The sequence below is a fragment of the Nocardioides limicola genome (assembly GCF_016827675.1).
Taxonomy (GTDB): domain Bacteria; phylum Actinomycetota; class Actinomycetes; order Propionibacteriales; family Nocardioidaceae; genus Nocardioides; species Nocardioides limicola.
The window spans coordinates 35932-58451 of sequence record NZ_JAERJA010000002.1; the positions used below are offsets into that span (position 1 = coordinate 35932).

A 22520-nucleotide genomic window follows, 5' to 3' on the forward strand; every position below is an offset into this window, starting at 1 on the left:
TCAGACCAGCCAGTCCAGCAGCGCCCGGTGCACGTCGGGGTGGTTGGTCAGCGCCGCCCCGGGCTCCTCCACGTGATGCATCTCGGCGGCCGGGAAGAGCAGGTGTGCGCGTCGTGGCCGACGGGTCGCGGTGTGCCGCCACCAGAGCAGGCCGCCGAGCATCCCGCCGACGGGGTTGGCGGAGACGACGGCCTTGCGGACCACGAGTTGGTAGCGGGCTCGGGGCAGATCGGGTACGTCGACCGGGGCCCGGTCCAGGGTGGTCAGTCCGGCCAGGTGCTCGTCGAACTGCCGGCCCAGGGTGGTGACCGCCCGTCGTCGGGCGTCGACCAGGTGCGGGGTGCCGAGCAGCACCACGTCGGTGACCAGGTCGGTCCAGTGTCGGGACGCGGTGGGGGCGAGGCCTCCGGCGGCCCGGATCACCAGTCCACCGGCGCCGTGACCGATGAACGCGATCCGCTTCGGCGGCACCGGCCATGCGTCGATGGTGCGCTGCAGCAGCGCGGCCGTGGCCAGCCCGGTCTCGGTGGGGGTGCGCCGATGGTCCACGACCAGGTGGATTGGCGTCCAGTCGAGCAGACTGCGGAGCCGGCTGGCGTAGCTGCCTCCGGCCGCGTCGGCCCCGGCCGCCCAGACGGCGTCGCTCTCCCCCTCGCCGGCGATCAGCACCACGATCTGGTCGGTGGGAGCCAGCAGACGCGTGCCGACCTCGCCGGGGGCGCAGTCGACACCGTCCACCCGGAGTCGCACGGCGGGGACCTCCTGGTCCACGCCACCGATCACCTTGGCCACCGGGGCGGTGGCCAGCGCGATCGGGACCCGGCTCAGGCCGACGAGCCGCAGTCCGAGGCCGGCGGTGCTGCGGAGCAGCACCAGCCCCGCCTGGACCCGACGGCCCAACTGGGTGGTCGTGGTCTCGACCACCTTGATCGGGTCAGGTCCGGACGGGGCCCGGTGGCGCCCCGGCTCTGGGACGACGGCGTACTCGTCGTCATCGAGTCGGAGCGTGGTCATGGGATCAAGTGTCGGTGTCGACGTCGAGACTGGTCAACGCGACGCGCCACAGATCACATGTGTCAGTCGTCGCTCGCGGTGGCCTCGGCCTCGCCCGTGGCCTCGGCCTCGGGGGTCTCCTCGACCGGCTCGGCGTAGGTGCCATCGGGCTGCAGTCCCTTGAGCTGGACCGTGTTGCCGGAGGCGTCGGCGACCGAAGCGGCCTCGACGACCAGCTGGAGCGCCTTGCCACGCAGGATCTCGGCGATCATGTCCGGGATGTGGTTGTGCTCGAACATGTGGTTCGCGAACTCCTGCGGGTCCTGGCCGGACTGCTGAGCGCGGCGGACCAGGTGCTGGGAGAGGTCGGCCTGGTCGACGCCGATCTCCTTCTCCTTGGCGATCGCGTCCAGGACGAACTGAGCGGCGATGGCGTCGCGGACCCGGCGGTCGAGGTCGGCCTCGAACTCCTCGATGGTCTGCTTCTCGTCCTCGAGGTACTTCTCCATCGTCATCCCGGCGTACATGAGCTGCTGCTCGATGCTCTGCCGGCGCGAGTTCAGCTCGTCGGTGACCAGGTTCTCCGGCAGCGGCACCTCGACGGTGGACAGCAGCTGCTCCAGGACCGCGTCGCGGGCTGCGGCCGCCTGCTCCAGGCGCTTGCCGCGGCCCAGCCGCTCACGCACATCGGCAGTGAACTCCTCGACGGTGTCGAACTCCGACGCCATCTGCGCGAACTCGTCGTCCAGCTCCGGCAGCTCCTGCTCCTGGACCTTGGTCACCTTGACCTGGATCTCGACGTCCTGACCGACCAGGTCACCGCCGACCAGCTGCGAGCCGAAGGTCTTCTCCTCGCCGGCGGCCATCCCGATCAGCGCGTCGTCCAGACCGTCCACCATGCCGCCGCGACCGACCTGGTACGACGTACCGGCCATCTCGGCGCCCTCCAGCGGCTCCCCGTCCTGGGTGGCCGCCAGGTCGATGACCACGTAGTCGCCGTCGGCAGCGGCCCGCTCGACCTCGATCAGGGTGCCGAACCGCTCACGCAGCGCCTGCACCTGCTCGTCGACGTCGTCATCGGTGACGACGATGTCCTCGACCTCGGCCTCGATGCCCTCGTAGGCGGGGAGGGTGATCTCCGGCTTCACGTCCACCTCGGCGGTGAACTCGAGCACACCGTCGTCCTCGAGCTTGGTCACCTCGATGTCGGGCTGGCCGAGCGGCTCCAGCGAGTTCTCCTGCAGCGCCTCGGTGTAGCTCTTCGGCAGCACCTCGTTGACGGCCTGGTCGAGGACCGCGCCCCGACCGATCTGGCGGTCGATGATGGCCGGCGGGACCTTGCCCCGGCGGAAGCCGGGGATGTTGATCTGCTGGGCGATCTGCTTGTACGCCGCGTCGAGGCTCGGCTTGAGCTCCTCGAAGGGCACCTCGACGGTCAGCTTGGCCCGGGTCGGGCTCAAGGTCTCGACGGCGCTCTTCACAGGTTGTCTCCTCATTCGTGTAGCGAAGTCCCTGCGGCGGGTCCGCAGGGAACATGTCGGGGCGACAGGACTCGAACCTGCGGTCTCCTGCTCCCAAAGCAGGCGCGCTAGCCACTACGCTACGCCCCGCCAAGCGGCGTGCTCAGCGTCGAGCACACCTCCTGAGAGCGGATGACGGGAATCGAACCCGCGTAGCCAGTTTGGAAGACTGGGGCTCTACCATTGAGCTACATCCGCGCGCACCGGTTTCGGTGCGGTGCCATGGTGCCACACGCCCGGCGGCGGCTCCGAATCAGATCCCCTCAGCGGCGGTGCACCAGGACCAGCGCCCGGTCGTCGCGTTCTGCCCCGAGCTGGTCCACGAGCCGGTCGGCGCCGTGGGTGAAGCCGCCCTGTTGGAGCCGGACCGCGTGGCCCAACAGCCGGTCGATACCGCGGTCGATGTCCCGGCCACCGGTCTCGATCAGACCGTCGGTGTAGAGCAACAGCACGTCGCCGGGCCGCATCCGGCCGGTGACGACCTCGTATCGGGGCTGCTCGATCACGCCGAGCAGCGGCCCCTCGGCCAGCAGTTTCAGCCACCGGCCCGAGCCGGACTCCAGGTGCCCGGCCGGCGGGTGTCCTGCGGAGCGGAGCTCGAACTCTCCGGTGTCGAACGAGAGGGAGAGGTGCACTGCGGTCGCGAAGCCCTCCTCCCAGCCCTGGCGGAGCAGGTACTCGTTGGCCTCGGGGAGGAACCGAGCCGGCTCCACCGCGCTCAGCAGGCCGGCGAAGGCACCGAGCAGCAACAGCGCCCGGGTGCCGGCCTCAGCGCCCTTGCCCGAGACGTCGACCACGGCGACGTCCAGCCGTGAGCCACCGCCGGCCGAGGTCGCCGTACTGACCACCGTGAAGTCACCGGAGAACTTCGTGCCGCCCGCGGAGCGGAGCGCGGATTCGGCGTACCAGCCGTCCGGGAGGTCGGGGAGCTCGCCCTGGCGTTGGATCCGGTCCCGCAGGTCGACCAGCATCGACTCGCCCTGGGCCCCGCCTACGCCCAGCCGACTGCGCCGGAAGGAGACCAGCATCACGATCAGCCCGACCAGGTAGATGACCGCGATGGCGGTGATGCTGAGCCGCTCCAGTGCGGGCTGCCGGGCCACTCCCAACGCGAACACGGCGAGCAGGAACACCACGAACCAGGGCAGCAGCCGGGGGCCGAGGAAGACGCTGCCGAGCACCAGTGGGACGACCATGGCATCCAGGGGCACCGACATCGGCCAGAGCACGGTGCCGACCCCCAGGCCCAGGGTGAGCGCGGTGAGCAGCACCAGCTCCCGGAGACCGCCGGTGCGCAGTCTCCGGCCGAGGAACCGCACGGTCGGTGCTCTCACTGCTGTCTGCTTCTCCCGAGAGGGCTCAGAGTCGTGTCCGGCTCACTGTAGGGCCCGGGAGCGGAATGCGCGCTGACAACGCGGACACCAGAACGAGTTTCTCCCGGCCAGCGGCTCCGTTCGCACCGGTGCCCCGCAGACGTGGCAGGGCAGGCCCGCCCGCCGGTAGACGTAGACCTCTCCCCCGTGATCGTCCTGTCGTGGCGCGCGACCCATCGCCTCGGGGGTGTGCTCGGGACGCACGGTGTCGATCCGGTTGTGGCGCACTCCCTCGGCCATCAGGTCGACCAGGTCGGCCCAGATCTCGTCGAACTGACGGCGGCGCAGCGTGCGGCCGGGACGTAGTGGGTGCATCCGGTGCCGGAAGAGGACCTCGGCCCGATAGACGTTGCCGACCCCGGCGATCACCGCCTGGTCCATCAGCAGGTCGCCGATCGGGCGGTCGCTGTGCGCGATCCGTCGCCAGGCGCGGTCCGGGTCGGCGTCGGGCCGGAGCGGGTCCGGCCCCAGGCCGGCGATCACCTCGGTCACCCGGGTGGGCCCCACCAGGTCGCAGCGCGTCGCCCCCCGCAGATCCGCATACCCCGAGTTGGGCCCCATCCGCGTCGAGTTGGGCCCCATCCGCGTCGAGTTGGGCCCCATCCGCGTCGACTTGGGCCCCATCCGCGTCGACTTGGGCCTGCCACCGGAGATGCGCAGCCGGACCTGCCCCACCGGCTCGGGTACGACGTCCACCCCGGTGCGCACGTCGAACTTGCCGATCAGTCCGAGATGGACGTGCACGAACCGCTCACCGGCGAACTCGATGAACAGATGCTTGCCCGCCGAGTCGGCCGACTCCAGCACAGCCCCGTCCAGGTCCGCCGCCTCGGCAGCGAACCGTCCCTGGGGGCTGCTGACCCGCACCGGCTGCCCGGCGAAGGCATCGGTCAGGTCCAGGGCGAGCCTGCGAAGGGTGTGCCCCTCAGGCATCCGAGTCGGAGCGACCCTGGAGCGCGGACTCCGGCAGCGGCGGCAGTTCGCCGGTGGCCTCGTAGTCGCTGAGCTGGCCGATCCGACGTACATGACGCTCGTCGCCGGAGAAGGGCGTGGCCAGGAAGACCTCGATGAACCGGGTCATCTCCTCCAGCGTGTGCATCCGCCCGCCGATGGAGACCACGTTGGCGTCGTTGTGCTCGCGAGCCAGCGCGGCGGTCTCCTCCGACCAGACCAGGGCCGAGCGCACTCCGGCCACCTTGTTCGCGGCCATCTGCTCGCCGTTGCCGGACCCGCCGATCACCACGCCCAGGCTGTCCAGCCCTTCGCTCCGCTCAGCGGCCACACCCTCGGCGGCCCGCAGGCAGAACACCGGGTAGTCGTCGAGAGCGTCGTAGACGAACGGACCGTGGTCGACGACCTCGTGGCCGGCGTCGACCAGCCAGTTCAACAGGTGGTCCTTGAGTTCGAGTCCGGCATGGTCGGAGCCCAGGTGCACGCGCATGGGCCGATCTTCTCACCCGGCGAGGCAGCGTCCGCTCACCGGTCCGGCACCGGCCCACAGGTGCACGGCACCGCCCTGCAGCATCCTGCAGTTCTCCCAGGTGACCTCGCGCAGGTTGGTCCCGTCATCGAAGCCGTTGCCGAAGCACCAGTCGGCGTAGGCGTACATGTCACGGACGCCCTCGCCGGTGTGCCAGCGGACCACGAACGCGGTGTCGCCGTAGGAGCCTTCCAGGCAGCTCTCGGGTTCGTCGGGGCCGCCGCCGACCGGCGCCTCCAGGACTGCCGCCAGCAGTTCGCGCGCCTCCGCCTGGCCGAGGGTCCGTGAGCCGGCAAGCCCCGGCTGCTCGGTGCCGATCCGGTTGTAGAGGCAGATCGCTGCCTGGTCGACCTCGGCCATCGTGGCCAGGTCGAACGGGTCCGGTCGCTGGATGTCAGTGGCCTGCACGGGCGAGGTGACGTCGCACCCGGCGTGGTCGACCTGCACCTGGCGGGCCGACTCCACGATGCTGTCCACGAGCGGGGTGGTGTCGGCGTCGGTGATCACGGTGAGCTGGAGGTCGCCGAAGGTGCGGATCGTGGCCGTCCAGTCGCCGTGCGTGGCGACGCCGTCGTCGAACTGCCGCTCATGCAGGGCCACGTGCGGCGCCCACAGCCGCTCCGGAGCGGGCCCGAACTCGGCCGGATGAGTGAACTCCTCCTCGCAGGCGATCATCATCGTGATCCGGGTCCCGGGGAAGGCCACGTAGGGCCCATCGGGGTACTCGATGTGGTCCACGCACCAGTCGTTGGCGGGCGAGAACGCGTACTGCCACTCCGCGGGCACCTGGACCTCCAGGTCACGCCAGGAGATCCACTGCCAGCCGGCCGCGGGGGCGGCCGGGTCGGTCTCGTGCGGCTGCGGGTCGGTGGCCACCTGGGACTGCTCGCCACCCCGCATCGACTGCAGGATCCCCAGTCCGCCGGCCACCACCAGCAGCGCTGCTGCGGCGGCCAGCATCAGCCGCGGCGTACGACGGCGGGTCGGCACGTCCAGCGGCTTGGGGGTCGTCTCCTCCGCCCGCTTCGCCAAGGCGTCGCGGAATGCCCGTTCGGCGCGGTCCTCACTCATGGCTGCCTCCAAGTTCGTCGGCGCCAGCGGCGTCCAGCCGCCGGCGCAGGGTGCTGAGTGCACGGTGCACATGGGAGCGAGCGGTCGACTCGGGACAGTCCAGGGTCTCCGCGATCTGGGCGAAGCTCAGGTCCTCGTAGAACCTCAGCACCACCGCAGCACGCTGCTGTGGCGGCAACTCCAGACAGAGACGCCAGGCCACCTCGGCGTCACCCAGGCCGGACGCGGGGTCCTCCTGGACGGCGTGCGGAAGCACCGACGGGTCGGCGACGGCGACCAGCCGCCGGTCCTTGCGCCAGGCACTGACCGAGGCGTTGACGATGCTCCGTCGCACATAGGCCTCCGCCGATCCGGACTCGGCCAACTTCTGCCACCGCGGATAGGCCCGCGACAACGCCTCCTGGACGAGATCGGCCGCCTCCTGGTCACTGACCAGGCGGGCGAACCGCTGGAGGGCCGCCCCCCGTGCGGCCACCCACTCGGAGAAGTCGACCTGTGGGGTGCGTGGCTTCGGGTGCACGGTTCCCAGATTGACACTGCTCACACTGCTAGTACGCGACCGCGCGGCGTTTCGTTGCAGTCCGCCGCACATTTCTGGTCCGCGGGCACGGACTCCCTCAGCGGGCGTACTGGCCCAGGAAGGCGGCCACCTGACCCGTCAACGGTTCGGCGGCGTCGAAGGCGTCCGGGTGCCGCCAGAATCCGTGCACCAGGCCCAGGTATCGGGTGGCGACCACCGACACCCCCGACTCGGCCAGTGTGGCCGCCAACTCCTCGCCCTCATCACGCAACGGGTCGTGCTCCGCGGTGACCACCAGCGTCGGCGGCAACAGCGACATGGCCGCCGAGTGCAGCGGCGCCAGGTCGGGATGCTCCAAGTCGGCCGGGGAGGCAGCGTACTGATCCCAGTACCAGGCCGCCTCGCGACGGTCGAAGCCGTCCGCGGCGCTGCGGTAGGAGTCGTGTGACATGCCAGGATCCAGGAACGGGTAGATCAGCGCCACGGCGGCGAAGAGCCCCGGGTGACGCAGCGCTGCCACCAGCGCCAGGTTGGCGCCGGCGCTGTCGCCGTGGGCGAACGTCGGCACGTCGACCGCCAGCCCCCACTCGGCCAGCTGGGCACTGTCGATGGCCGTCACCACGGCGCTCACATCGTCGGGGGCGGCCGGGAACCGGTGCTCGGGGGGCCGGCGGTACTCCACGCTCAGCACCGCCATCCCGGCTCGGTTGGCCAGCCGCCGGGCGGCGGGGTCGTGCACGTCGATGTCGTTGAAGACGAAGCCGCCCCCGTGCAGATGCACGATCAGCGCGCTCGGTGCCGGCACCGACGCCGGTCGGTAGAACCGGCAGGGCACTCCCCCGACGGTGACGTCTCGGACCTCGGCCACCTGCTCCCGGGGCTGCTCGGCGGCCAGTTCGCGGGCAGCCCTTCGGGCCGCCTCGATGTCGTACTCCGCCGCGTGCACCGGCATCTCGCCGGCGGCCAGTTCCAGCGCCTTGCGGGCCTGAGGATGCAACACCATGGTCGTAGCCTGCCACCCCGCCCCCCGCCGCTCGACCGGGCGGTGCAGCCCCCGGGTCAGTCGAGTTCGTCCAGCCGGTAGTGCAGCCGTACGGCGGTGGCGTTCCAGATCCGCAGGTGGTGGTCGGCGCGCAGAATGCCCTCCTCGTCGACGTACACATGGAACGTCTCGTGGACCGGCACCCTCGCCGCATAGGTGCGACCGCCGTCCTCGACCACCACGTAGGCGCCGTCCTGGCCGAACCGTCCCCGGGGCGAGCGGAGCAGGAGGGACCGGTCGGGGCCGTGATCGGGGCGGAGGTACACCTGCACGTTCCCCGACTCCAGCGGGAAGGCCACATGCACGCTGGCCCTGTCGCTGCCGGGCAGCCGCCGCGCCGAGTAGCAGCCACTGAAGACGACCTCCCCGGTGGACCGCAGTGTCCGGATCCAGCCGGCGGCCACCTGCCGCCCGGCAGCGTCGTGGATCACCGAGACCCGGCTGTCCATGCCGTGCGCCACGTCGAGCGGTCGCATCGGCAGGGCGAGTTGCTGGACCCGTTTGCCGAACAGCCGGGACACCACCTCGCCCCCGAGCCAGAAGACGGGACTCCAGCCGGCCCACACCTCCATCCGCCAGTCCGAACTGTGCTCGTAGAAGGCGCGGATCCGAGGGTGCACGTCGGCCGCGGCGAAGCCGGGACCGTCCAGGACCGCAAGATCGGGCAGCAGCCCGGCGCCGTCCTCACCCTCGACCACCCGGCCGCCCGCCAGTTCGGCCTCCGCCGCCAGCCACCCGTCGGCGACGGTGACGCCAGCGCTCACCGGGGCGCGGAGCCAGTCCTGCGGACCGCTGACGTCGATGGGGCGACCCACCGCCCGCCAGAACTTCCGCGTCCCCAGATCGAGGGGGAGCACGGGATCAGCCCTCCAGGCGGGCCAGCTCGTCATCCACCACCGACGTGTCGAGCTTGCGGAAGACCGGGGTCGGCTTCGCGACCGGGGTGCCGGGCACGATCGGGTGCCGCTGCCAGGCCGGTACGCCGGTGTAGTCGCCGGTGAGGATCGGGTACGGCGCCCCGCCGTCGAGGTCCTCGACCTCCTCGATGCGCGGCATCGGCGCCACCTCACCGGCACCGCCCAGGGCCTTGTCCACCTCGTTCGCGGAGAACGGCAGGAACGGGCTGAGGATCAGGTTGAGGTCGGCCACGCACTGCGCGGTGACATGGAGGATGGTGGCCAGCCGGTCCCGCTCCTCGTCGCTCTTGAGCTTCCACGGCTCATGGTCGGAGACGTACTTGTTGACCTCGGCGACCGCCCGCATCGCTTCGCTGATGGCCTGCTTCTGCCGGTGCCGGCCGATCAGGTCGCCCACCACGTCGAAGGCGGCCTCGATGTGGGCCAGCAGCGCCCGGTCGGCGTCGGTGAGGTCGGTCGCGACCGGCAGCTCGCCGAAGTTCTTGGCGATCAGCGTCGCGGTGCGGTTGACCAGGTTGCCCCAGCCGGCGACCAGTTCGTCGTTGGTGCGGCGGACGAACTCCGACCAGGTGAAGTCCGAGTCGGAGTTCTCCGGACCCGCGGCGGCGACGAAGTACCGGAAGGCGTCCGGCTGGTAGCGCGAGAGCAGGTCGCGGACGTAGATGACGACCCGCTTGGAGGAGGAGAACTTCTTCCCCTCCATGGTCAGGAACTCCGAACTCACCACCTCGGTGGGCAGGTTCAGTACGCCGTAGTCGCGGGGCTCGCCGCCGTGGTCACCGCGACCGCTGTAGGCGAGCAGCTCGGCCGGCCAGATCTGGGAGTGGAAGGTGATGTTGTCCTTGCCCATGAAGTAGTAGGACAGCGCGTCCGGCTCGTTCCACCATTCGCGCCAGGCGTCGACGTCGCCGCTGCGCCGGGCCCACTCGATCGAGGCGGACAGGTAGCCGATCACCGCGTCGAACCAGACGTAGAGCTTCTTGGTGGGGTTCTCCCGCCATCCGTCGAGGGGAACGGTGATCCCCCAGTCGATGTCGCGGGTCATCGCCCGGGGCTTGATGTCGCCGAGGATGTTCTTGGAGAACCGGATCACGTTCGGTCGCCACAGGCCGGTGGCCTCCCGCTGATCCAGCCACTCGGTGAGCGCCTCGGCCAACGCGGGGAGGTCGAGGAAGAAGTGCTGGGTCTCGATGAACTCCGGGGTCTCCCCGTTGATCTTCGACCGCGGGTCCTTCAACTCGTGCGGGTCGAGCTGGTTGCCGCAGTTGTCGCACTGGTCGCCGCGCGCACCGTCGTACCCGCAGATCGGGCAGGTGCCCTCGATGTAGCGGTCCGGCAGGGTGCGGCCGGTCGAGGGTGAGATGGCGCCGTACGTCGTCTGCTCGACGAAGTACCCGTTCTCGAAGACCCCGAGGAACATCTCCTGCACCACGGCCTCGTGGTTGCGGGTGGTGGTTCGCGTGTAGAGGTCGTAGGAGATGCCGAGGGCGCACAGGTCCTCGGCGATCAGCCGGTGGTTCTGGTCGGCCAACTGCTGCGGGGTGAGCCCGGCCTCGTCGGCGGCGATCAGGATCGGGGTGCCGTGCTCGTCGGTGCCCGAGACCATGAGTACGTCGTGGCCCGCCATCCGCATGTACCGGGAGAAGACGTCGGAGGGCACACCGAAACCGGCGACATGGCCGATATGGCGTGGGCCGTTGGCGTACGGCCAGGCGACGGCAGACAGGACGTGACTCATGGAGCGAATCCTAGGCGCCGACGATCCCTGCCGGCGGGGCGGCCGCGGCATCGAGGCGGTCGAGCTACCCGAGCAGGCCGACGCCGACCCCGAGCAGGGCGCAGAGCCCCAACACCCGCAGCGTGCTCCAACCCCGCCAGAAGACCAGCAGCAGCGCCAGGACGGCGATGGCGGCAGCCGGTGCCTGGAAGCTGGTGAGGACCGGGAGCTCGACCTGCAGCGGCCCGGCGACCACCTCCCGGGTCTGCGCGAAAAGAGTGTGCGAGGCGAAGTAGACCGCCAGGTTCGCGATCACGCCGACCACGGCCGCGGTCACCCCACCTAGCGCGGCGGTGATGGTGGTGTTGCCGCGCAGCCGCTCGACGTACGGCGCCCCGAGCAGGATGAAGAGGAAGCAGGGCACGAAGGTCACCCAGGTCACCAGCAGCGAGGCCAGTACGCCGGCGACCACCGGGTCCAGTCCGCCCGGGGACCGGTAGGCGCCGAGGAAGGCGACGAACTGGACCACCATGATCAACGGCCCGGGGGTGCTCTCGGCCAGCGCCAGCCCCTTGACCATCTCGCCACCGGTCAGCCAGCCGAAGACACCGACCGCCTGCTGGGCGACGAACGACAACACGGCGTACGCACCGCCGAAGGTGACCAGGGCGGTGAAGGCGAAGAAGAGCCCCTGCTCCACGAAGACGCTCTGCCGTCCCGCCCACAGCACCGCCACCAGCACCGGCGCCGCCCACAGCACCAGACCGAGGCTGAGGATGGTGGTGTTGCGGCGGCGCGACGGCCGCGCGGAGTGCAGGGCGTCGTCGGGGACCAGCGGCTGCGGCCCGTCGCCGGCAGCGGCGTGGCCCGATTCGGGGATCAGGTCCGGCCACCGCCGATGCACCCACCAGCCGATCAGTCCCGCAGCGAGCACCACGACCGGGAACGGCACCCCGAAGAGCGCCAGAGCCACGAAGGCGGCCACCGCGATCCCCAGCAGCAGCCGATGGTGCAGCACCCGTTGCCGCAGCCGCCACACCGCGTAGGCGACGATCGCCAGCACCGCGGGCGCCAGGCCCAGGAAGAGCCCCGCCACCAGTTGAGTGTCGCCATGGGTGACGTAGACCCACGACAGCGCCAGCAGCGCCACCACCCCCGGCAGCACGAACAACACCCCGGCGATGATCCCACCCAGCCAGCCGTTGAGCAGCCAGCCGGCGTAGATCGCCAACTGCTGCGCCTCGGGACCGGGCAGCAGCATGCAGTAGTTCAGCGCATGCAAGAAGCGACGCTCCCCCAGCCAGCGCTTCTGCTCCACCAGGATCCGGTGCATCATCGCGATCTGGCCGGCGGGGCCACCGAAGGTCTGGATCGAGATGAGACCCCAAGTTCGGGTCGCTTCACCGAGGCCGACGAGGTGCCGACTGTTGCGCTGGGTCACGGGTGGCATCATGCCCCACATGCCTGGAACCAACCTCACTCGCGAGGAGGCGCAGACCCGCGCCGCACTCCTCGCCGTCGACTCCTACACCGTCGAGCTCGACCTGACCACCTCTGATGCGACCTTCGGATCCGTCACCACGATCCGATTCCGCTGCACCGAACCGGGGGCGAACACCTTCGCCGACCTGGTCGGCGCCCAGATCCACGAGATCACCCTGAACGGCCGCTCGCTGGACCCGGACACCGTGTACGCCGACTCCCGGATCGCGCTGGATGACCTGGCCGCCGACAACGTGCTGGTGGTCCGCGCCGATTGCGCCTACAGCCGCACCGGCGAGGGCCTGCACCGGTTCGTCGACCCGGCCGACGACCGGGTGTACCTCTACACCCAGTTCGAGGTCCCCGACGCCCGCCGCGTGTACACCACCTTCGAACAGCCCGACCTCAAAGCCAGCTTCGAGTTCCACGTCACCGCCCCGAGCCACTGGAAGGTGGTCTCCAACTCCCCCACCCCCGAGCCGGTCCCCGTGGCCGACGGGGCCGCCCGGTGGGAGTTCGCTCCCACCGCACGGATGTCGACGTACATCACCGCGCTGGTGGCCGGTGAGTACCACGAGGTCCGCGACACCTACGTCGGCAAGCACGGCGAGATCTCGCTGGGCCACTTCTGCCGCCAGTCCAAGGTGGCCGACCTGGACGTCGACGAGCTGGTCGAGCTGACCAAGCAGGGGTTCGCCTTCTTCGAGGAGGCCTTCGACTACCCGTACCCGTTCGGCAAGTACGACCAGCTCTACGTGCCCGAATACAACATGGGTGCGATGGAGAACGCCGGCTGCGTGACCTTCCGCGACGAGTACCTGCCCCGCTCCCGGCAGACGCACATGTTCTACGAGCAGCGGGCGAACACGGTGTTGCACGAGATGGCGCACATGTGGTTCGGCGACCTGGTCACGATGCGGTGGTGGGACGACCTGTGGCTGAACGAGTCGTTCGCCGAGTGGGCCTCGCACCACGCGCTGGTGGAGGCGACCAAGTACACCGGCGCCTGGACCGGCTTCACCAATGCCCGGAAGAACTGGGCCTACCGGCAGGACCAATTGCCCTCCACGCACCCGATCGCCGCGGACAACTTCGACCTCGAGGCCGTCGAGGTCAACTTCGACGGGATCACCTACGCCAAGGGCGCCTCCGTGCTCAAGCAGCTCGTCGCCTGGGTGGGACTTGAGCCGTTCCTGGCCGGGCTGCGGCGCTACTTCCGCGCCCACGAGTTCGGCAACTCCGAGTTCACCGACCTGCTCGCCGCGCTGGAGGAGGCCTCCGGTCGGGAGCTGGCCAGCTGGGCGACCGAGTGGCTGCAGACCTCCGGGGTGAACACCCTCGCTCCGGAGTTCGAGGTCGACGCCGACGGCAACTACGCCTCGTTCAGCGTCGCCCAGACCGCCGCCGAGGCGTTCCCGACACTGCGGCGGCACCGGATCGGGATCGGCCTCTACGACCTGGTCGACGACCGACTGGTCCGGCGTACCTCCCTCGAGGTGGACGTGGCCGGCGCCGCCACCCCGATCGAGGAGTTGGTGGGCGTGCGGCAGCCGGACCTGCTGCTGCTCAACGACGGCGACCTGACCTACGCGAAGATCCGCCTGGACGAGCGGTCGCTGGCCACCGCCATCGGCCACATCGACCGGGTCGACGACTCGCTGGCCCGGGCACTGCTGTGGGGTGCCGCCTGGGACATGACCCGGGACGCCGAGATGAGCGCCCGGGACTTCGTGGCGCTGGTGCTGGCCGGGATCGGCGCCGAGACGGACCTGACCGCGGTGAGCCGGATCCCGCTGTCGGCCCAGACGGCCGTCAACTACTACACGGCACCTGCTGACGCGGGGGCGCTCGCCGCGGAGTGGGAGACCGGGCTGCGTGGCCTGCTCGCCGAGGCGGAGCCGGGCTCAGACCACCAGTTGGCCTTCGTCCGTGCGTTCGCCGCGGCGGTGCGCTCGGAGCCGGGACTGGATCTGGTCGCCGGCCTGCTGGACGGCACCGCGGCCATCGATGGGCTGACCGTCGACACCGACCTGCGCTGGGCGTTGCTGGGCGCGCTGTCGCGGACCGGCCGCGCCGACGAGGCCCGGATCGCCGCCGAGTTGGCGCAAGACCAGACCATCTCCGGTCAGGAGCGCGCCGCCGCGGTGCGCGCGGTCCGGCCCACCGCCGAGGCGAAGGCCGAGGCGTGGCGGGACGCCATCGAGCGCGACGACGTCGCGAACGAGACCCAGCGCAACATCGCCGCGTCGTTCGCGGTGGCCGGCCAGGTCGACGTACTCGCTCCGTATCTGGAGAAGTACCTGACCTGTGCGGACACGATCTGGGAGGACAAGGGTGTGCAGCGCGCTTCGACCGCGCTGCAGTACATGTTCCCGATGCCGCTGCTGTCGGAGGCCACCCTGGCCCGGATCGACGAGTGGCTGGAGAACTCCCCGGCGAACCCGGCCGCCAAGCGGTACGTCGCCGAGGGCCGCTCCGACATGGCCCGCGCCCTCGCCGCCCAGGCCCGCTGAGGCCCGCTGACGGGCCGACGGAAAAGCCTGATGTCAGGGACTGCTGACTGTTGTCAGGGGTTGCAACCCCTGACAACAGTCAGAACAGCCTGACATCAGGGCTTTCCGCGGGCCGGTACGGCGGCGGCGCCTCACGCCCTGAGTGCCGGGGGCAAGCGGGGGGACAGCGCGAACGTCAGGAGTTGGCGGAGGCGGCCAGCTGCTCGATGCCGCTGATCACGCCTCCGGCCAGATCCCCGGCCGCGAAGGTCGACGTCATGGTCGCGATTGCGGCGGCGACGTCGTCGTCGCTGAGGCGTTCGCGGGTCCAACCACCCCAGACGACCTCGACTGCCTTGGCCGTCGGGTCGACCATGATCACGATGCTGCGTGCCGGTGCCACCAGCGAGTTGTGCAACTGCGTCGCGAAGGCACGCGGTTCACCCTCGGCGCAACCGACGAAGACCGAGAACTCACAGCGCGACAGTTGCTCCGCCGCACGGATGCAGGCGTCGATCTGCTGGCGTTCGATCCGGGTGAAGTACTCACCAGCGGCCACCGGTGGCTCCTGCCTTCGACTCGTCGGTGTCGGGGTCGGCCAGCTCGTCGGTGCCCTTGCGCGGCCCACCGAACCACTCGTCGTCCGCGGCCGGCTGGCCCGGGAGCAGGCGCTCGCCCTTGGCCAGCGCGGGGAGGTAGACCAGCAGCGTGATCAGCACGATGATGCCGATCGGAATGCCCACCAGCATCCACAGCACGGTGATCGTCGAGACCGGGTCGGGGTCGGACCACCCTGCCGGGATGCTTGCCTGGGCAGCACCGGCAGCCAGGAACGGCAGGCTCAGACCGGCGAGAAGGGCGGCGGCGCGGCTGGGGCGTCGAGGCGTCGTGGTGATCACGGGCAGCAGGATATCGGCTCCTCGGCCGACCCGGGATACTGGGCCGCATGGTTCTCACCACATCCGCGCCTTCCATGCTGGCCGCCGTCCGGGCCGAGCCGTGCACACCGGATCAGTTCTGGTGCACTCTGGTGCACGAGCAGACCGGCAGCGACCTCGCCGCACGGCTCGCCGACTACCTCGTCGGCCGGCCGCTGGCGATCACCGGGATCGTCCTTCTCGGTCTGGTGATCCGCTGGCTGGCGCACCGCTTCATCAACCGGGTCGCCACCCGCGCCGCCCAGGGCCTGATGCCGGGCAAGGTGGCCCGCATCTCCATCGGGCACGTGGCCAGCATCGACCCGGCCCGACGGGTGCAACGCGCCCAAGCGATGGGCTCCCTGCTGGGCAGCATCGCCACCGGCATCATCGTGGCGATCACGTCGGTGATGGTGCTGGCAGAGCTCGGCATCAACATCGGGCCGCTGATCGCCGGCGCCGGCATCGTCGGCGTCGCTCTCGGTTTCGGCGCCCAGAGCCTGGTCAAGGACTTCATCTCCGGGGTCTTCATGATCTTCGAGGATCAGTACGGCGTCGGCGACGTCATCAATACCGGCGAAGCATCCGGCACCGTCGAAGCGGTCGGCCTCCGAGTCACCCGGCTCCGCGACGTGGAGGGCACCGTCTGGTACGTCCGCAACGGGGAGGTCCTGCGGATCGGCAACATGAGCCAGGGCTGGGCCAAGGCAGTGCTGGACATCGGCGTCGGGTACGGCGAGGACATCGCCCGGGTACGTCGAGTGCTGCTGGAGGTGGCCGAGCAGTTGCGCACCGACCCCGAGTACGCCGCGCTGGTGCTGGACGACCCCGAGGTGCTCGGGGTCCAGGACCTGGCTGCCGACTCGGTGACGGTCCGGCTGACCGTCAAGACGGCGCCGCTGCAGCAGTGGACGGTCGCTCGGGCGCTGCGGGAGCGGATCAAGGCCCGCTTCGACGAGGACCGGATCGAGATCCCGTTCCCGCAGCGGGTGGTGTGGCACCGGCCCGAGCCCGATGCGGATCCCGGAGTCGATCCCGGGACGGTGCCCCACCAGCGGTGACCCGATCAGGCCAGCGCAGCGTCCAGGGTGATCGTGGTGCCGGTCAGCGCCTGGGAGACCGGGCAGCCGGCCTTGGCGGCTTCGGCGAGCTCCACGAACTGGTCGTTGCTCATCCCCTCGACCACGCCCCGCACGGTCAGCTTGATGCCGGTGATGCCGGTGCCAGGCGTGAACTCGACCTCGGCAGTGGTGTCCAGTGAGGTGGCGGCGGTGCCGGCCTTGGCCAGACCGTTGGAGAAGGCCATGTTGAAGCACGAGGAGTGAGCCGCAGCGATCAGCTCCTCGGGGCTGGTGCGCCCGTCCGGCTCCTCGGCCCGCGAGGGCCAGGTCACGTCGTAGGTGCCGAGCCCGGACGAGGCCAGCGTCACCTGACCGGCGCCCTCGAACAGGCTGCCTTCCCAGTGAGCGGTGGCGGTGCGAGTGGTGGGCATGGGTCTCCTCGGTAGTTCTTCGGTGGCGTTTCAGCCACGTGTGTGCGCAGGACGTGTCCGAGTCTTCCACGGGGCCGGGCAGAATGGGACGGGTGACCACCTCCTTCTACGAATCCATCGGCGGCCTGGAGACGATCCGTCGGATCGTCGACGTCTTCTACGAAGGCGTCGCAGACGACGATCTGCTGCGGCCGCTCTACCCCGAGCAGGATCTGGGGCCGGCCGCGGAGCGACTGACACTCTTCCTGGCGCAGTACTGGGGTGGTCCGACCACGTACTCCGAACAGCGGGGCCACCCTCGGTTGCGGATCCGGCACGCGCCGTTCGCGGTCACTCCGAGCGCCCGGGACCGGTGGTTGAAGCACTTCCGGGCCGGCCTCGACGCGGCCGAACTCACCCCCGAGCAGGACCAGCAGTTCTGGGCCTACGCCACGCACGCGGCGCAGTTCCTGGTGAACAGCCCGGAGTGACGCGCGGCAGGCCTCAGCACGGCAGGCCTCAGTCCGGCATGTGCGCGACCAGCAGCTCCCGGTAGATGTCCGGAGCGGGCGCGGCCTTCTGGGTCTGCGGGTCGAAGGTCACCAGCACCACCCGAGCCCGGGACAGGATGTCGTCGCCGTCGACGATCTCGGACTCGATCACGAAACTGGAGCGCCCGATCGAGGCGACCCAACTCCACATGTCGTAGGGCTGGGTGCGGAACAGGATCGGCTTGCGGTAGTCCACCGACACCTGGGCCAGCACCATCGGCACCCGTGCGATCTCGGTCGGGGCATCGGCCCAGATCTTCGCCATATGGGCGATCCGGGCCTCCTGGAAGTACTCGAAGTACTTCACGTTGTTGACGTGGCCGTAGACGTCGACGTCGGAGAAGCGCACCTGGACCGGGTAGTGGCCCATCTCGGTGCGGTGCGCCGGGCCGACCTTGGTCGGGGCCAACTTCGGGTCGGGGTCGGCCAGGAACGGCGCCAAGGCGTCCTTCTCGGCATCGGTGAGCCGTCGCGGGTACTCACCACTGAACACGTACGGCGCCAGCACACTTGTCGCTCGCACGTAGACCAGCCGGCCCTCCGGCGTCTCGTCGTACACCTCGTAGGCCATCGTGACGCTGGCTGCGGTGATCCTGGTGACCCACACGTCGATGGTGACCGGCTCGGGGCGGAAGCCCAACGGTGCAGCGAACTGGACGTCGTGGCGGACCACGATCACCCCCTCGGCCAGCTCGGCGGCCCGACTGTCCGGCGCATGGGTGAGCAGCATGTCGATGCGCGCTTCCTGCAGGTAGTCGATCCAGATCACGTTGTTGACATGACCGAGCATGTCCAGATCGGCCCATCGGATCGGGCAGGTGTAGGTGTGGCGCACCCTTCGATGATCGCAGACTAGAACGCGTTCCAAGTCGTCCGGGGGGTAGGGCTAGGCTGACTCCGACTTGCACATCGAGAAACGGAGCCCCGTCATGCCCGAAGCCGTCATCGTCTCCGCCGCCCGGACCCCCATCGGTCGGGCGAACAAGGGGTCGCTCAAGGAGTTCCGACCCGACGACCTCACCGCGCTGATCACCAAGGCTGCGCTCGACAAGATCCCCGCGCTGGACCCCAACCAGGTCGACGACTTCTACCTGGGCTGCGGCCTGCCCGGCGGCGAAGCGGGCAACAACATGGCCCGTATCGTCACCACCCTGCTCGGCTACGAGATCCCCGGCGCCACCATCACCCGCTACTGCTCGTCCTCTGTGCAGACGTCGCGGATGGCGTTCCACGCCATCAAGGCGGGCGAGGGCGACGTGTTCATCTCCGCCGGCGTCGAGGCGGTCTCGCGCTACCAGTTCGGCACCTCCGACCACATCCCGAACACCAAGAACCCGCTGTTCGGCGACGCCCAGGCGCGGACCGAGGAGTACGCCAAGGGCGGCCAGGACTGGCACGACCCGCGCGAAGACGGACTGCTGCCCGACATCTACATCGCGATGGGCCAGACGGCGGAGAACGTCGCCCGGCTGCGCGGCCTGGACCGCAGGGAGCTCGACGAGTTCGCGGTGCGGTCCCAGAACCTCGCCGAGAAGGCCGCCAACGACGGTTTCTGGGAGAGGGAGATCACCCCGGTCACCCTCGCCGACGGCACCGTGGTCACCAAGGACGACGGCCCGCGCGCCGGGGTGACGTACGACGCGATCTCGCAGCTCGACCCGGTGTTCCGCCCCGACGGGGTGGTCACCGCCGGCAACTGCTGCCCCCTCAACGACGGCGCTGCCGCCGTGGTGATCATGTCCGACACCAAGGCCAGCGAACTCGGCCTCACGCCCCTGGCCCGGATCGTCTCCACCGGTGTGAGCGGTCTCTCCCCCGAGATCATGGGGCTGGGCCCGGTCGAGGCGACCAAGAAGGCGCTGGCCAACGCGAACATGTCGATCGGCGACATCGACCTGGTGGAGATCAACGAGGCCTTCGCTGCTCAGGTGGTGCCGTCCTACCAGGAGCTGGGCATCGACCTGGACCGGCTCAACGTCAACGGCGGTGCGATCGCGGTCGGCCACCCGTTCGGGATGACCGGTGCCCGGCTGCAGAACACTCTGCTGAACTCGCTCGAGTGGCACGACAAGTCCACCGGCCTGATCACCATGTGCGTCGGTGGCGGGCAGGGCATGGCGATGATCCTGGAGCGGCTGGGCTGAGCCGGCATCCAGCAGCGGACGCGGTTCTGGGCGGCGTCCGCTGCTGGGGCTACACTCCCGGCATGGCTGAGGAGACCCGGTGGCTCGACGCCGACCAGCAGCGCGACTGGCGCGCCTTCGTGGTGGGCGTCACCTTGCTGCTCGACCGACTCGACAGCGACCTGCGACGGGACTTCGGCCTCTCACTGGCCGAGTACGAGATCCTGGTCCGGCTCTCCGAGAGCCCCGGCCGCACCCTCCGGATGGCCGTCATCGCCGACGCGCTGCGGCACAGTCGCAGCCGCGTCACCCACACCATCAGCCGGATGGAGCAGGCCGGCCTGGTGGTCCGGGAGCAGTGCAGCGAGGACGGTCGCGGCATCCAGGCCCGGATGACCGACGCCGGCTACGACCTGTTGGTCAGGGCGGCGCCCACCCACGTCAACGGGGTCCGGGACAACCTGGTCGACCTGGCCACGCCCGCTGACTTCCGCGCGGTCGGCCGCGTGATGCACGCGGTGACCGATCGGCTGGCCGGCGACCACCCCGGCTCCGACCTACGCTGACAGCGCCAGCGCCAGCTCGGACGCCGAGCACCCTCACGGGCGCCCGGCGACGCTGCGGGCAGTGCCCTCGCGGGCAGTGGCGGTCAGTCCCGCGTCAAGCGACGGTGCGTGACCCGGTGGGGTCGGGCCGCCTCGGCGCCGAGCCGGTCGATCTTGTTCTCCTCGTAGGAGGCGAAGTTGCCCTCGAACCAGAACCACTTCCCCGGCTCGTCCTCGGTGCCCTCCCAGGCGAGGATGTGGGTGGCGACCCGGTCCAGGAACCACCGGTCGTGCGAGGTCACCACGGCGCAGCCGGGGAACTCCAGCAGCGCGTCCTCGAGTGAGGAGAGCGTCTCCACGTCCAGGTCGTTGGTCGGTTCGTCGAGGAGCAGCATGTTGCCGCCCATCTTCAGGGTGAGCGCCAGGTTCAACCGGTTGCGCTCACCACCGGAGAGGACCCCGGCCTTCTTCTGCTGGTCGGCACCCTTGAAGCCGAAGGAGGCGACGTAGGCCCGCGACGGCATCTCGAAGTTGGCGACCTTGATGTGATCCAGCCCGTCGGAGACGACCTCCCAGACGTTCTTGGTCCCGTCGATGCCGCCCCGGGACTGGTCGACGTAGGAGAGCTTCACGGTCTGACCGAGGGTGAGCTCACCGGCGTCGGGCTTCTCCTCGCCGGTGATCATCCGGAACAGCGTGGTCTTGCCGACACCGTTGGGGCCGACCACACCGACGATGCCGGCGCGCGGCAGCGAGAAGGTCATGTCCTGCCACAGGGTGCGGTCGTCGAAGGACTTGGTCAGACCCTTCGCCTCGAGCACCACGTCGCCGAGTCGCGGACCGGCCGGGATGTTGATCTCGGCGGTGTCGATCTTGCGGAACTTCTCGGCTTCGGCGGCCATCTCCTCGTAGCGGGACAGACGCGACTTCGACTTGGCCTGGCGAGCCTTGGGGTTGGAGCGCACCCACTCGAGCTCCCGCTCGAGGAGCTTGGCCCGCTTGGCGTCCTTCTGCCCCTCGATCTTGAGGCGGTCCTTCTTGGTCTCCAGGTAGGTGGAGTAGTTGCCCTCGTAGGGGTGGGCCCGGCCGCGGTCCAACTCAAGGATCCAGCTGGCCACATTGTCCAGGAAGTACCGGTCGTGGGTGATCGCCAGTACGGCGCCGGGGTAGCTGGCCAGGTGACCCTCCAGCCACTGGACCGACTCGGCGTCGAGGTGGTTGGTGGGCTCGTCGAGGAGCAGCAGGTCGGGCTGCTGCAGCAGCAGCTTGCACAGCGCCACCCGGCGCCGCTCGCCCCCGGACAGCTTGTCCACGAGAGCGTCCGACGGCGGGCACCGGAGTGCGTCCATCGCCTGCTCCAGCCGGGACTCCAGATCCCAGGCACTCGCGTGGTCCAGGTCGGTCTGCAGGTCGCCCATCTCCGCCAGCAGGGAGTCGAAGTCGGCGTCCGGCTCACCCATCAGGTCAGAGATCTCGTTGAACCGATCGAGCTTGCCCTTGATCTCGGCAACGGCCTCCTCGACGTTCTCCAGGACGGTCTTGCCCTCGGTCAGCGGCGGCTCCTGCTGGAGCATCCCCACGGTGGCACCGGGGTCCAGGATCGCGTCGCCGTTGTTGGCGTGGTCCAGACCGGCCATGATCCGCAGCAGCGACGACTTGCCGGTGCCGTTGGGACCGACGACGCCGATCTTGGCGCCGTGCAGGAAGGACAGGGTCACATTGTCCAAGACGACCTTGTCGCCGTGGGCCTTGCGCACACTGCGCAGGGTGAAGACATACTCGGCCATGACATCAGAGCCTATCCAGCAGGCCCTCCGCACCCCACCACCGGGAGGGCCTGCCCGCTGATCAGGCGGCCGCCGACCGCTGCCGCTCCCCCGGGTCGACGGGCTCCGCGGAGTCGGTGACGCCGGCCGGGGAGCCGTCCGGGCGGGGGTTGCGGACGAACTGCGACCTCCCCTTGGAGAGGTCGTGCCCGACCGCCAGCGCCTCCACCTCCCACGAGGTGATCTCCATCCCCGAGGTGTTCGTCCATTTGGTGGCGTTGAGGCGACCGACCACGACCACCGGGTCGCCACTGCTCAGCGAGGCCGCGCAGTTCTCGGCCAGGCCCCGCCACGCGGTCACCGTGTACCACTGCGTGTCGGCGTCGACCCACTGGTCGTCCTTGCGGTTGTACCGCCGCGGCGTGCAGGCGAGTCGGAAGGTCGCCACCGGGGCGTCCCCGGCCTGCCGGGTGGTCACGTCGTTGCCCAGCCAGCCGGCCAGGGTCACCATCGCTTCGTTCATCGGTCGTCCTCTGGTTC

General features: G+C 69.9%; 22 protein-coding genes and 2 tRNA genes. 5 read left to right on the forward strand and 19 right to left on the reverse strand.

The window, feature by feature from the left end; translation table 11 throughout:
* The 13 genes from JKG67_RS03950 to chrA form a co-directional block, all read right to left on the reverse strand.
* Positions 1–1014 carry a hypothetical protein gene (locus JKG67_RS03950; RefSeq protein ID WP_203335989.1) on the reverse strand — a complete coding sequence of 338 codons (1014 nt, stop codon included), beginning with the start codon at positions 1012–1014 and terminating at the stop codon, positions 1–3.
* A gap of 62 nt (positions 1015–1076) precedes the next feature.
* Positions 1077–2474, reverse strand: a complete 1398-nt coding sequence (gene tig, locus JKG67_RS03955) for a trigger factor (protein WP_203335990.1) — start codon at positions 2472–2474, stop codon at positions 1077–1079.
* A 56-nt stretch (positions 2475–2530) separates the two neighbouring features.
* A tRNA-Pro gene (locus JKG67_RS03960) sits at positions 2531–2603 on the reverse strand.
* A gap of 37 nt (positions 2604–2640) precedes the next feature.
* Positions 2641–2711, reverse strand: a tRNA-Gly gene (locus tag JKG67_RS03965).
* Between the two features lie 65 nt (positions 2712–2776).
* Complete coding sequence (locus tag JKG67_RS03970; RefSeq protein WP_203335991.1) at positions 2777–3847, reverse strand: PP2C family protein-serine/threonine phosphatase; 1071 nt, start codon at positions 3845–3847, stop codon at positions 2777–2779.
* Between the two features lie 42 nt (positions 3848–3889).
* Complete coding sequence (locus JKG67_RS03975; RefSeq protein WP_203335992.1) at positions 3890–4819, reverse strand: Fpg/Nei family DNA glycosylase; 930 nt, start codon at positions 4817–4819, stop codon at positions 3890–3892.
* Complete coding sequence (locus tag JKG67_RS03980) at positions 4812–5327, reverse strand: ribose-5-phosphate isomerase (protein ID WP_203335993.1); 516 nt, start codon at positions 5325–5327, stop codon at positions 4812–4814. The genes JKG67_RS03975 and JKG67_RS03980 overlap by 8 nt, the downstream gene beginning before the upstream one ends.
* Before the next feature lie 12 nt (positions 5328–5339).
* Complete coding sequence (locus tag JKG67_RS03985; protein WP_203335994.1) at positions 5340–6437, reverse strand: hypothetical protein; 1098 nt, start codon at positions 6435–6437, stop codon at positions 5340–5342.
* A complete protein-coding gene (locus JKG67_RS03990; protein ID WP_307816421.1) occupies positions 6430–6957 on the reverse strand; it encodes a SigE family RNA polymerase sigma factor in 528 nt (175 codons plus the stop codon). The genes JKG67_RS03985 and JKG67_RS03990 overlap by 8 nt, the downstream gene beginning before the upstream one ends.
* A gap of 97 nt (positions 6958–7054) precedes the next feature.
* Positions 7055–7960, reverse strand: a complete 906-nt coding sequence (locus JKG67_RS03995) for an alpha/beta hydrolase (RefSeq protein WP_203335996.1) — start codon at positions 7958–7960, stop codon at positions 7055–7057.
* A 56-nt stretch (positions 7961–8016) separates the two neighbouring features.
* Positions 8017–8856: a hypothetical protein gene (locus JKG67_RS04000; protein ID WP_307816422.1), complete on the reverse strand. Its 840-nt coding sequence runs from the start codon at positions 8854–8856 to the stop codon at positions 8017–8019.
* 4 nt (positions 8857–8860) lie between these two features.
* Positions 8861–10654: a methionine--tRNA ligase gene (gene metG / locus JKG67_RS04005; RefSeq protein ID WP_203335998.1), complete on the reverse strand. Its 1794-nt coding sequence runs from the start codon at positions 10652–10654 to the stop codon at positions 8861–8863.
* A 64-nt stretch (positions 10655–10718) separates the two neighbouring features.
* Positions 10719–12083, reverse strand: a complete 1365-nt coding sequence (gene chrA / locus JKG67_RS04010) for a chromate efflux transporter (RefSeq protein ID WP_203336580.1) — start codon at positions 12081–12083, stop codon at positions 10719–10721.
* A gap of 10 nt (positions 12084–12093) precedes the next feature.
* On the opposite strand from chrA, the gene pepN reads away from it, so the two are divergent.
* Positions 12094–14628: an aminopeptidase N gene (pepN, locus tag JKG67_RS04015; RefSeq protein ID WP_203335999.1), complete on the forward strand. Its 2535-nt coding sequence runs from the start codon at positions 12094–12096 to the stop codon at positions 14626–14628.
* Positions 14629–14803: 175 nt separating this feature from the next.
* Here pepN and JKG67_RS04020 read toward each other — a convergent pair whose 3' ends face one another.
* Together JKG67_RS04020 and JKG67_RS04025 are read right to left on the reverse strand one after the other, a co-directional pair.
* Positions 14804–15166, reverse strand: a complete 363-nt coding sequence (locus JKG67_RS04020; RefSeq protein ID WP_203336000.1) for a DUF5130 family protein — start codon at positions 15164–15166, stop codon at positions 14804–14806.
* Positions 15153–15506 carry a hypothetical protein gene (locus JKG67_RS04025; protein WP_203336001.1) on the reverse strand — a complete coding sequence of 118 codons (354 nt, stop codon included), beginning with the start codon at positions 15504–15506 and terminating at the stop codon, positions 15153–15155. The genes JKG67_RS04020 and JKG67_RS04025 overlap by 14 nt, the downstream gene beginning before the upstream one ends.
* A 47-nt stretch (positions 15507–15553) precedes the next feature.
* Between JKG67_RS04025 and JKG67_RS04030 the strand changes: the two genes are divergently transcribed.
* Positions 15554–16585 (forward strand): mechanosensitive ion channel family protein, encoded by a 1032-nt coding sequence (locus tag JKG67_RS04030; RefSeq protein ID WP_238997963.1) that lies wholly within the window; start codon positions 15554–15556, stop codon positions 16583–16585.
* A gap of 5 nt (positions 16586–16590) precedes the next feature.
* On the opposite strand, the gene JKG67_RS04035 is transcribed toward JKG67_RS04030, so the two are convergent.
* Positions 16591–17016: an OsmC family protein gene (locus JKG67_RS04035; protein WP_203336002.1), complete on the reverse strand. Its 426-nt coding sequence runs from the start codon at positions 17014–17016 to the stop codon at positions 16591–16593.
* Positions 17017–17099: 83 nt separating this feature from the next.
* Here JKG67_RS04035 and JKG67_RS04040 point away from each other — a divergent pair, with 83 nt between their 5' ends.
* Positions 17100–17486 (forward strand): globin, encoded by a 387-nt coding sequence (locus JKG67_RS04040; RefSeq protein ID WP_372442036.1) that lies wholly within the window; start codon positions 17100–17102, stop codon positions 17484–17486.
* Between the two features lie 28 nt (positions 17487–17514).
* Here JKG67_RS04040 and JKG67_RS04045 read toward each other — a convergent pair whose 3' ends face one another.
* On the reverse strand, positions 17515–18381 hold the full coding sequence (locus tag JKG67_RS04045; protein WP_203336004.1) for an acyl-CoA thioesterase: 867 nt from the start codon (positions 18379–18381) through the stop codon (positions 17515–17517).
* 94 nt (positions 18382–18475) lie between these two features.
* On the opposite strand from JKG67_RS04045, the gene JKG67_RS04050 reads away from it, so the two are divergent.
* Both JKG67_RS04050 and JKG67_RS04055 read left to right on the forward strand, forming a co-directional pair.
* Positions 18476–19690 carry an acetyl-CoA C-acetyltransferase gene (locus tag JKG67_RS04050; RefSeq protein WP_203336005.1) on the forward strand — a complete coding sequence of 405 codons (1215 nt, stop codon included), beginning with the start codon at positions 18476–18478 and terminating at the stop codon, positions 19688–19690.
* Between the two features lie 62 nt (positions 19691–19752).
* On the forward strand, positions 19753–20235 hold the full coding sequence (locus tag JKG67_RS04055) for a MarR family winged helix-turn-helix transcriptional regulator (protein WP_203336006.1): 483 nt from the start codon (positions 19753–19755) through the stop codon (positions 20233–20235).
* Between the two features lie 83 nt (positions 20236–20318).
* Here JKG67_RS04055 and ettA read toward each other — a convergent pair whose 3' ends face one another.
* Together ettA and JKG67_RS04065 are read right to left on the reverse strand one after the other, a co-directional pair.
* The gene (gene ettA / locus JKG67_RS04060) at positions 20319–22001 is read right to left on the reverse strand and encodes an energy-dependent translational throttle protein EttA (protein ID WP_203336007.1); all 1683 of its coding nucleotides are present in this window, start codon (positions 21999–22001) and stop codon (positions 20319–20321) included.
* Positions 22002–22062: 61 nt separating this feature from the next.
* The gene (locus tag JKG67_RS04065; protein ID WP_203336008.1) at positions 22063–22503 is read right to left on the reverse strand and encodes a single-stranded DNA-binding protein; all 441 of its coding nucleotides are present in this window, start codon (positions 22501–22503) and stop codon (positions 22063–22065) included.
* Between the last annotated feature and the right edge of the window lie 17 nt (positions 22504–22520).

Coding starts and splice junctions, on each gene's coding strand:
- JKG67_RS04030 (WP_238997963.1), top strand. CDS start 15,554: ATGGTTCTCACCACATCCGCGCCTTCCATGCTGGCCGCCGTCCGGGCC.
- metG (WP_203335998.1), bottom strand. CDS start 10,654: ATGAGTCACGTCCTGTCTGCCGTCGCCTGGCCGTACGCCAACGGCCCA.
- JKG67_RS04050 (WP_203336005.1), top strand. CDS start 18,476: ATGCCCGAAGCCGTCATCGTCTCCGCCGCCCGGACCCCCATCGGTCGG.
- JKG67_RS03980 (WP_203335993.1), bottom strand. CDS start 5,327: ATGCGCGTGCACCTGGGCTCCGACCATGCCGGACTCGAACTCAAGGAC.
- ettA (WP_203336007.1), bottom strand. CDS start 22,001: ATGGCCGAGTATGTCTTCACCCTGCGCAGTGTGCGCAAGGCCCACGGC.
- JKG67_RS03975 (WP_203335992.1), bottom strand. CDS start 4,819: ATGCCTGAGGGGCACACCCTTCGCAGGCTCGCCCTGGACCTGACCGAT.
- JKG67_RS03950 (WP_203335989.1), bottom strand. CDS start 1,014: ATGACCACGCTCCGACTCGATGACGACGAGTACGCCGTCGTCCCAGAG.
- JKG67_RS03995 (WP_203335996.1), bottom strand. CDS start 7,960: ATGGTGTTGCATCCTCAGGCCCGCAAGGCGCTGGAACTGGCCGCCGGC.
- chrA (WP_203336580.1), bottom strand. CDS start 12,083: ATGCCACCCGTGACCCAGCGCAACAGTCGGCACCTCGTCGGCCTCGGT.
- JKG67_RS04040 (WP_372442036.1), top strand. CDS start 17,100: ATGGGACGGGTGACCACCTCCTTCTACGAATCCATCGGCGGCCTGGAG.
- JKG67_RS04035 (WP_203336002.1), bottom strand. CDS start 17,016: ATGCCCACCACTCGCACCGCCACCGCTCACTGGGAAGGCAGCCTGTTC.
- JKG67_RS04065 (WP_203336008.1), bottom strand. CDS start 22,503: ATGAACGAAGCGATGGTGACCCTGGCCGGCTGGCTGGGCAACGACGTG.
- pepN (WP_203335999.1), top strand. CDS start 12,094: ATGCCTGGAACCAACCTCACTCGCGAGGAGGCGCAGACCCGCGCCGCA.
- JKG67_RS03985 (WP_203335994.1), bottom strand. CDS start 6,437: ATGAGTGAGGACCGCGCCGAACGGGCATTCCGCGACGCCTTGGCGAAG.
- JKG67_RS04055 (WP_203336006.1), top strand. CDS start 19,753: ATGGCTGAGGAGACCCGGTGGCTCGACGCCGACCAGCAGCGCGACTGG.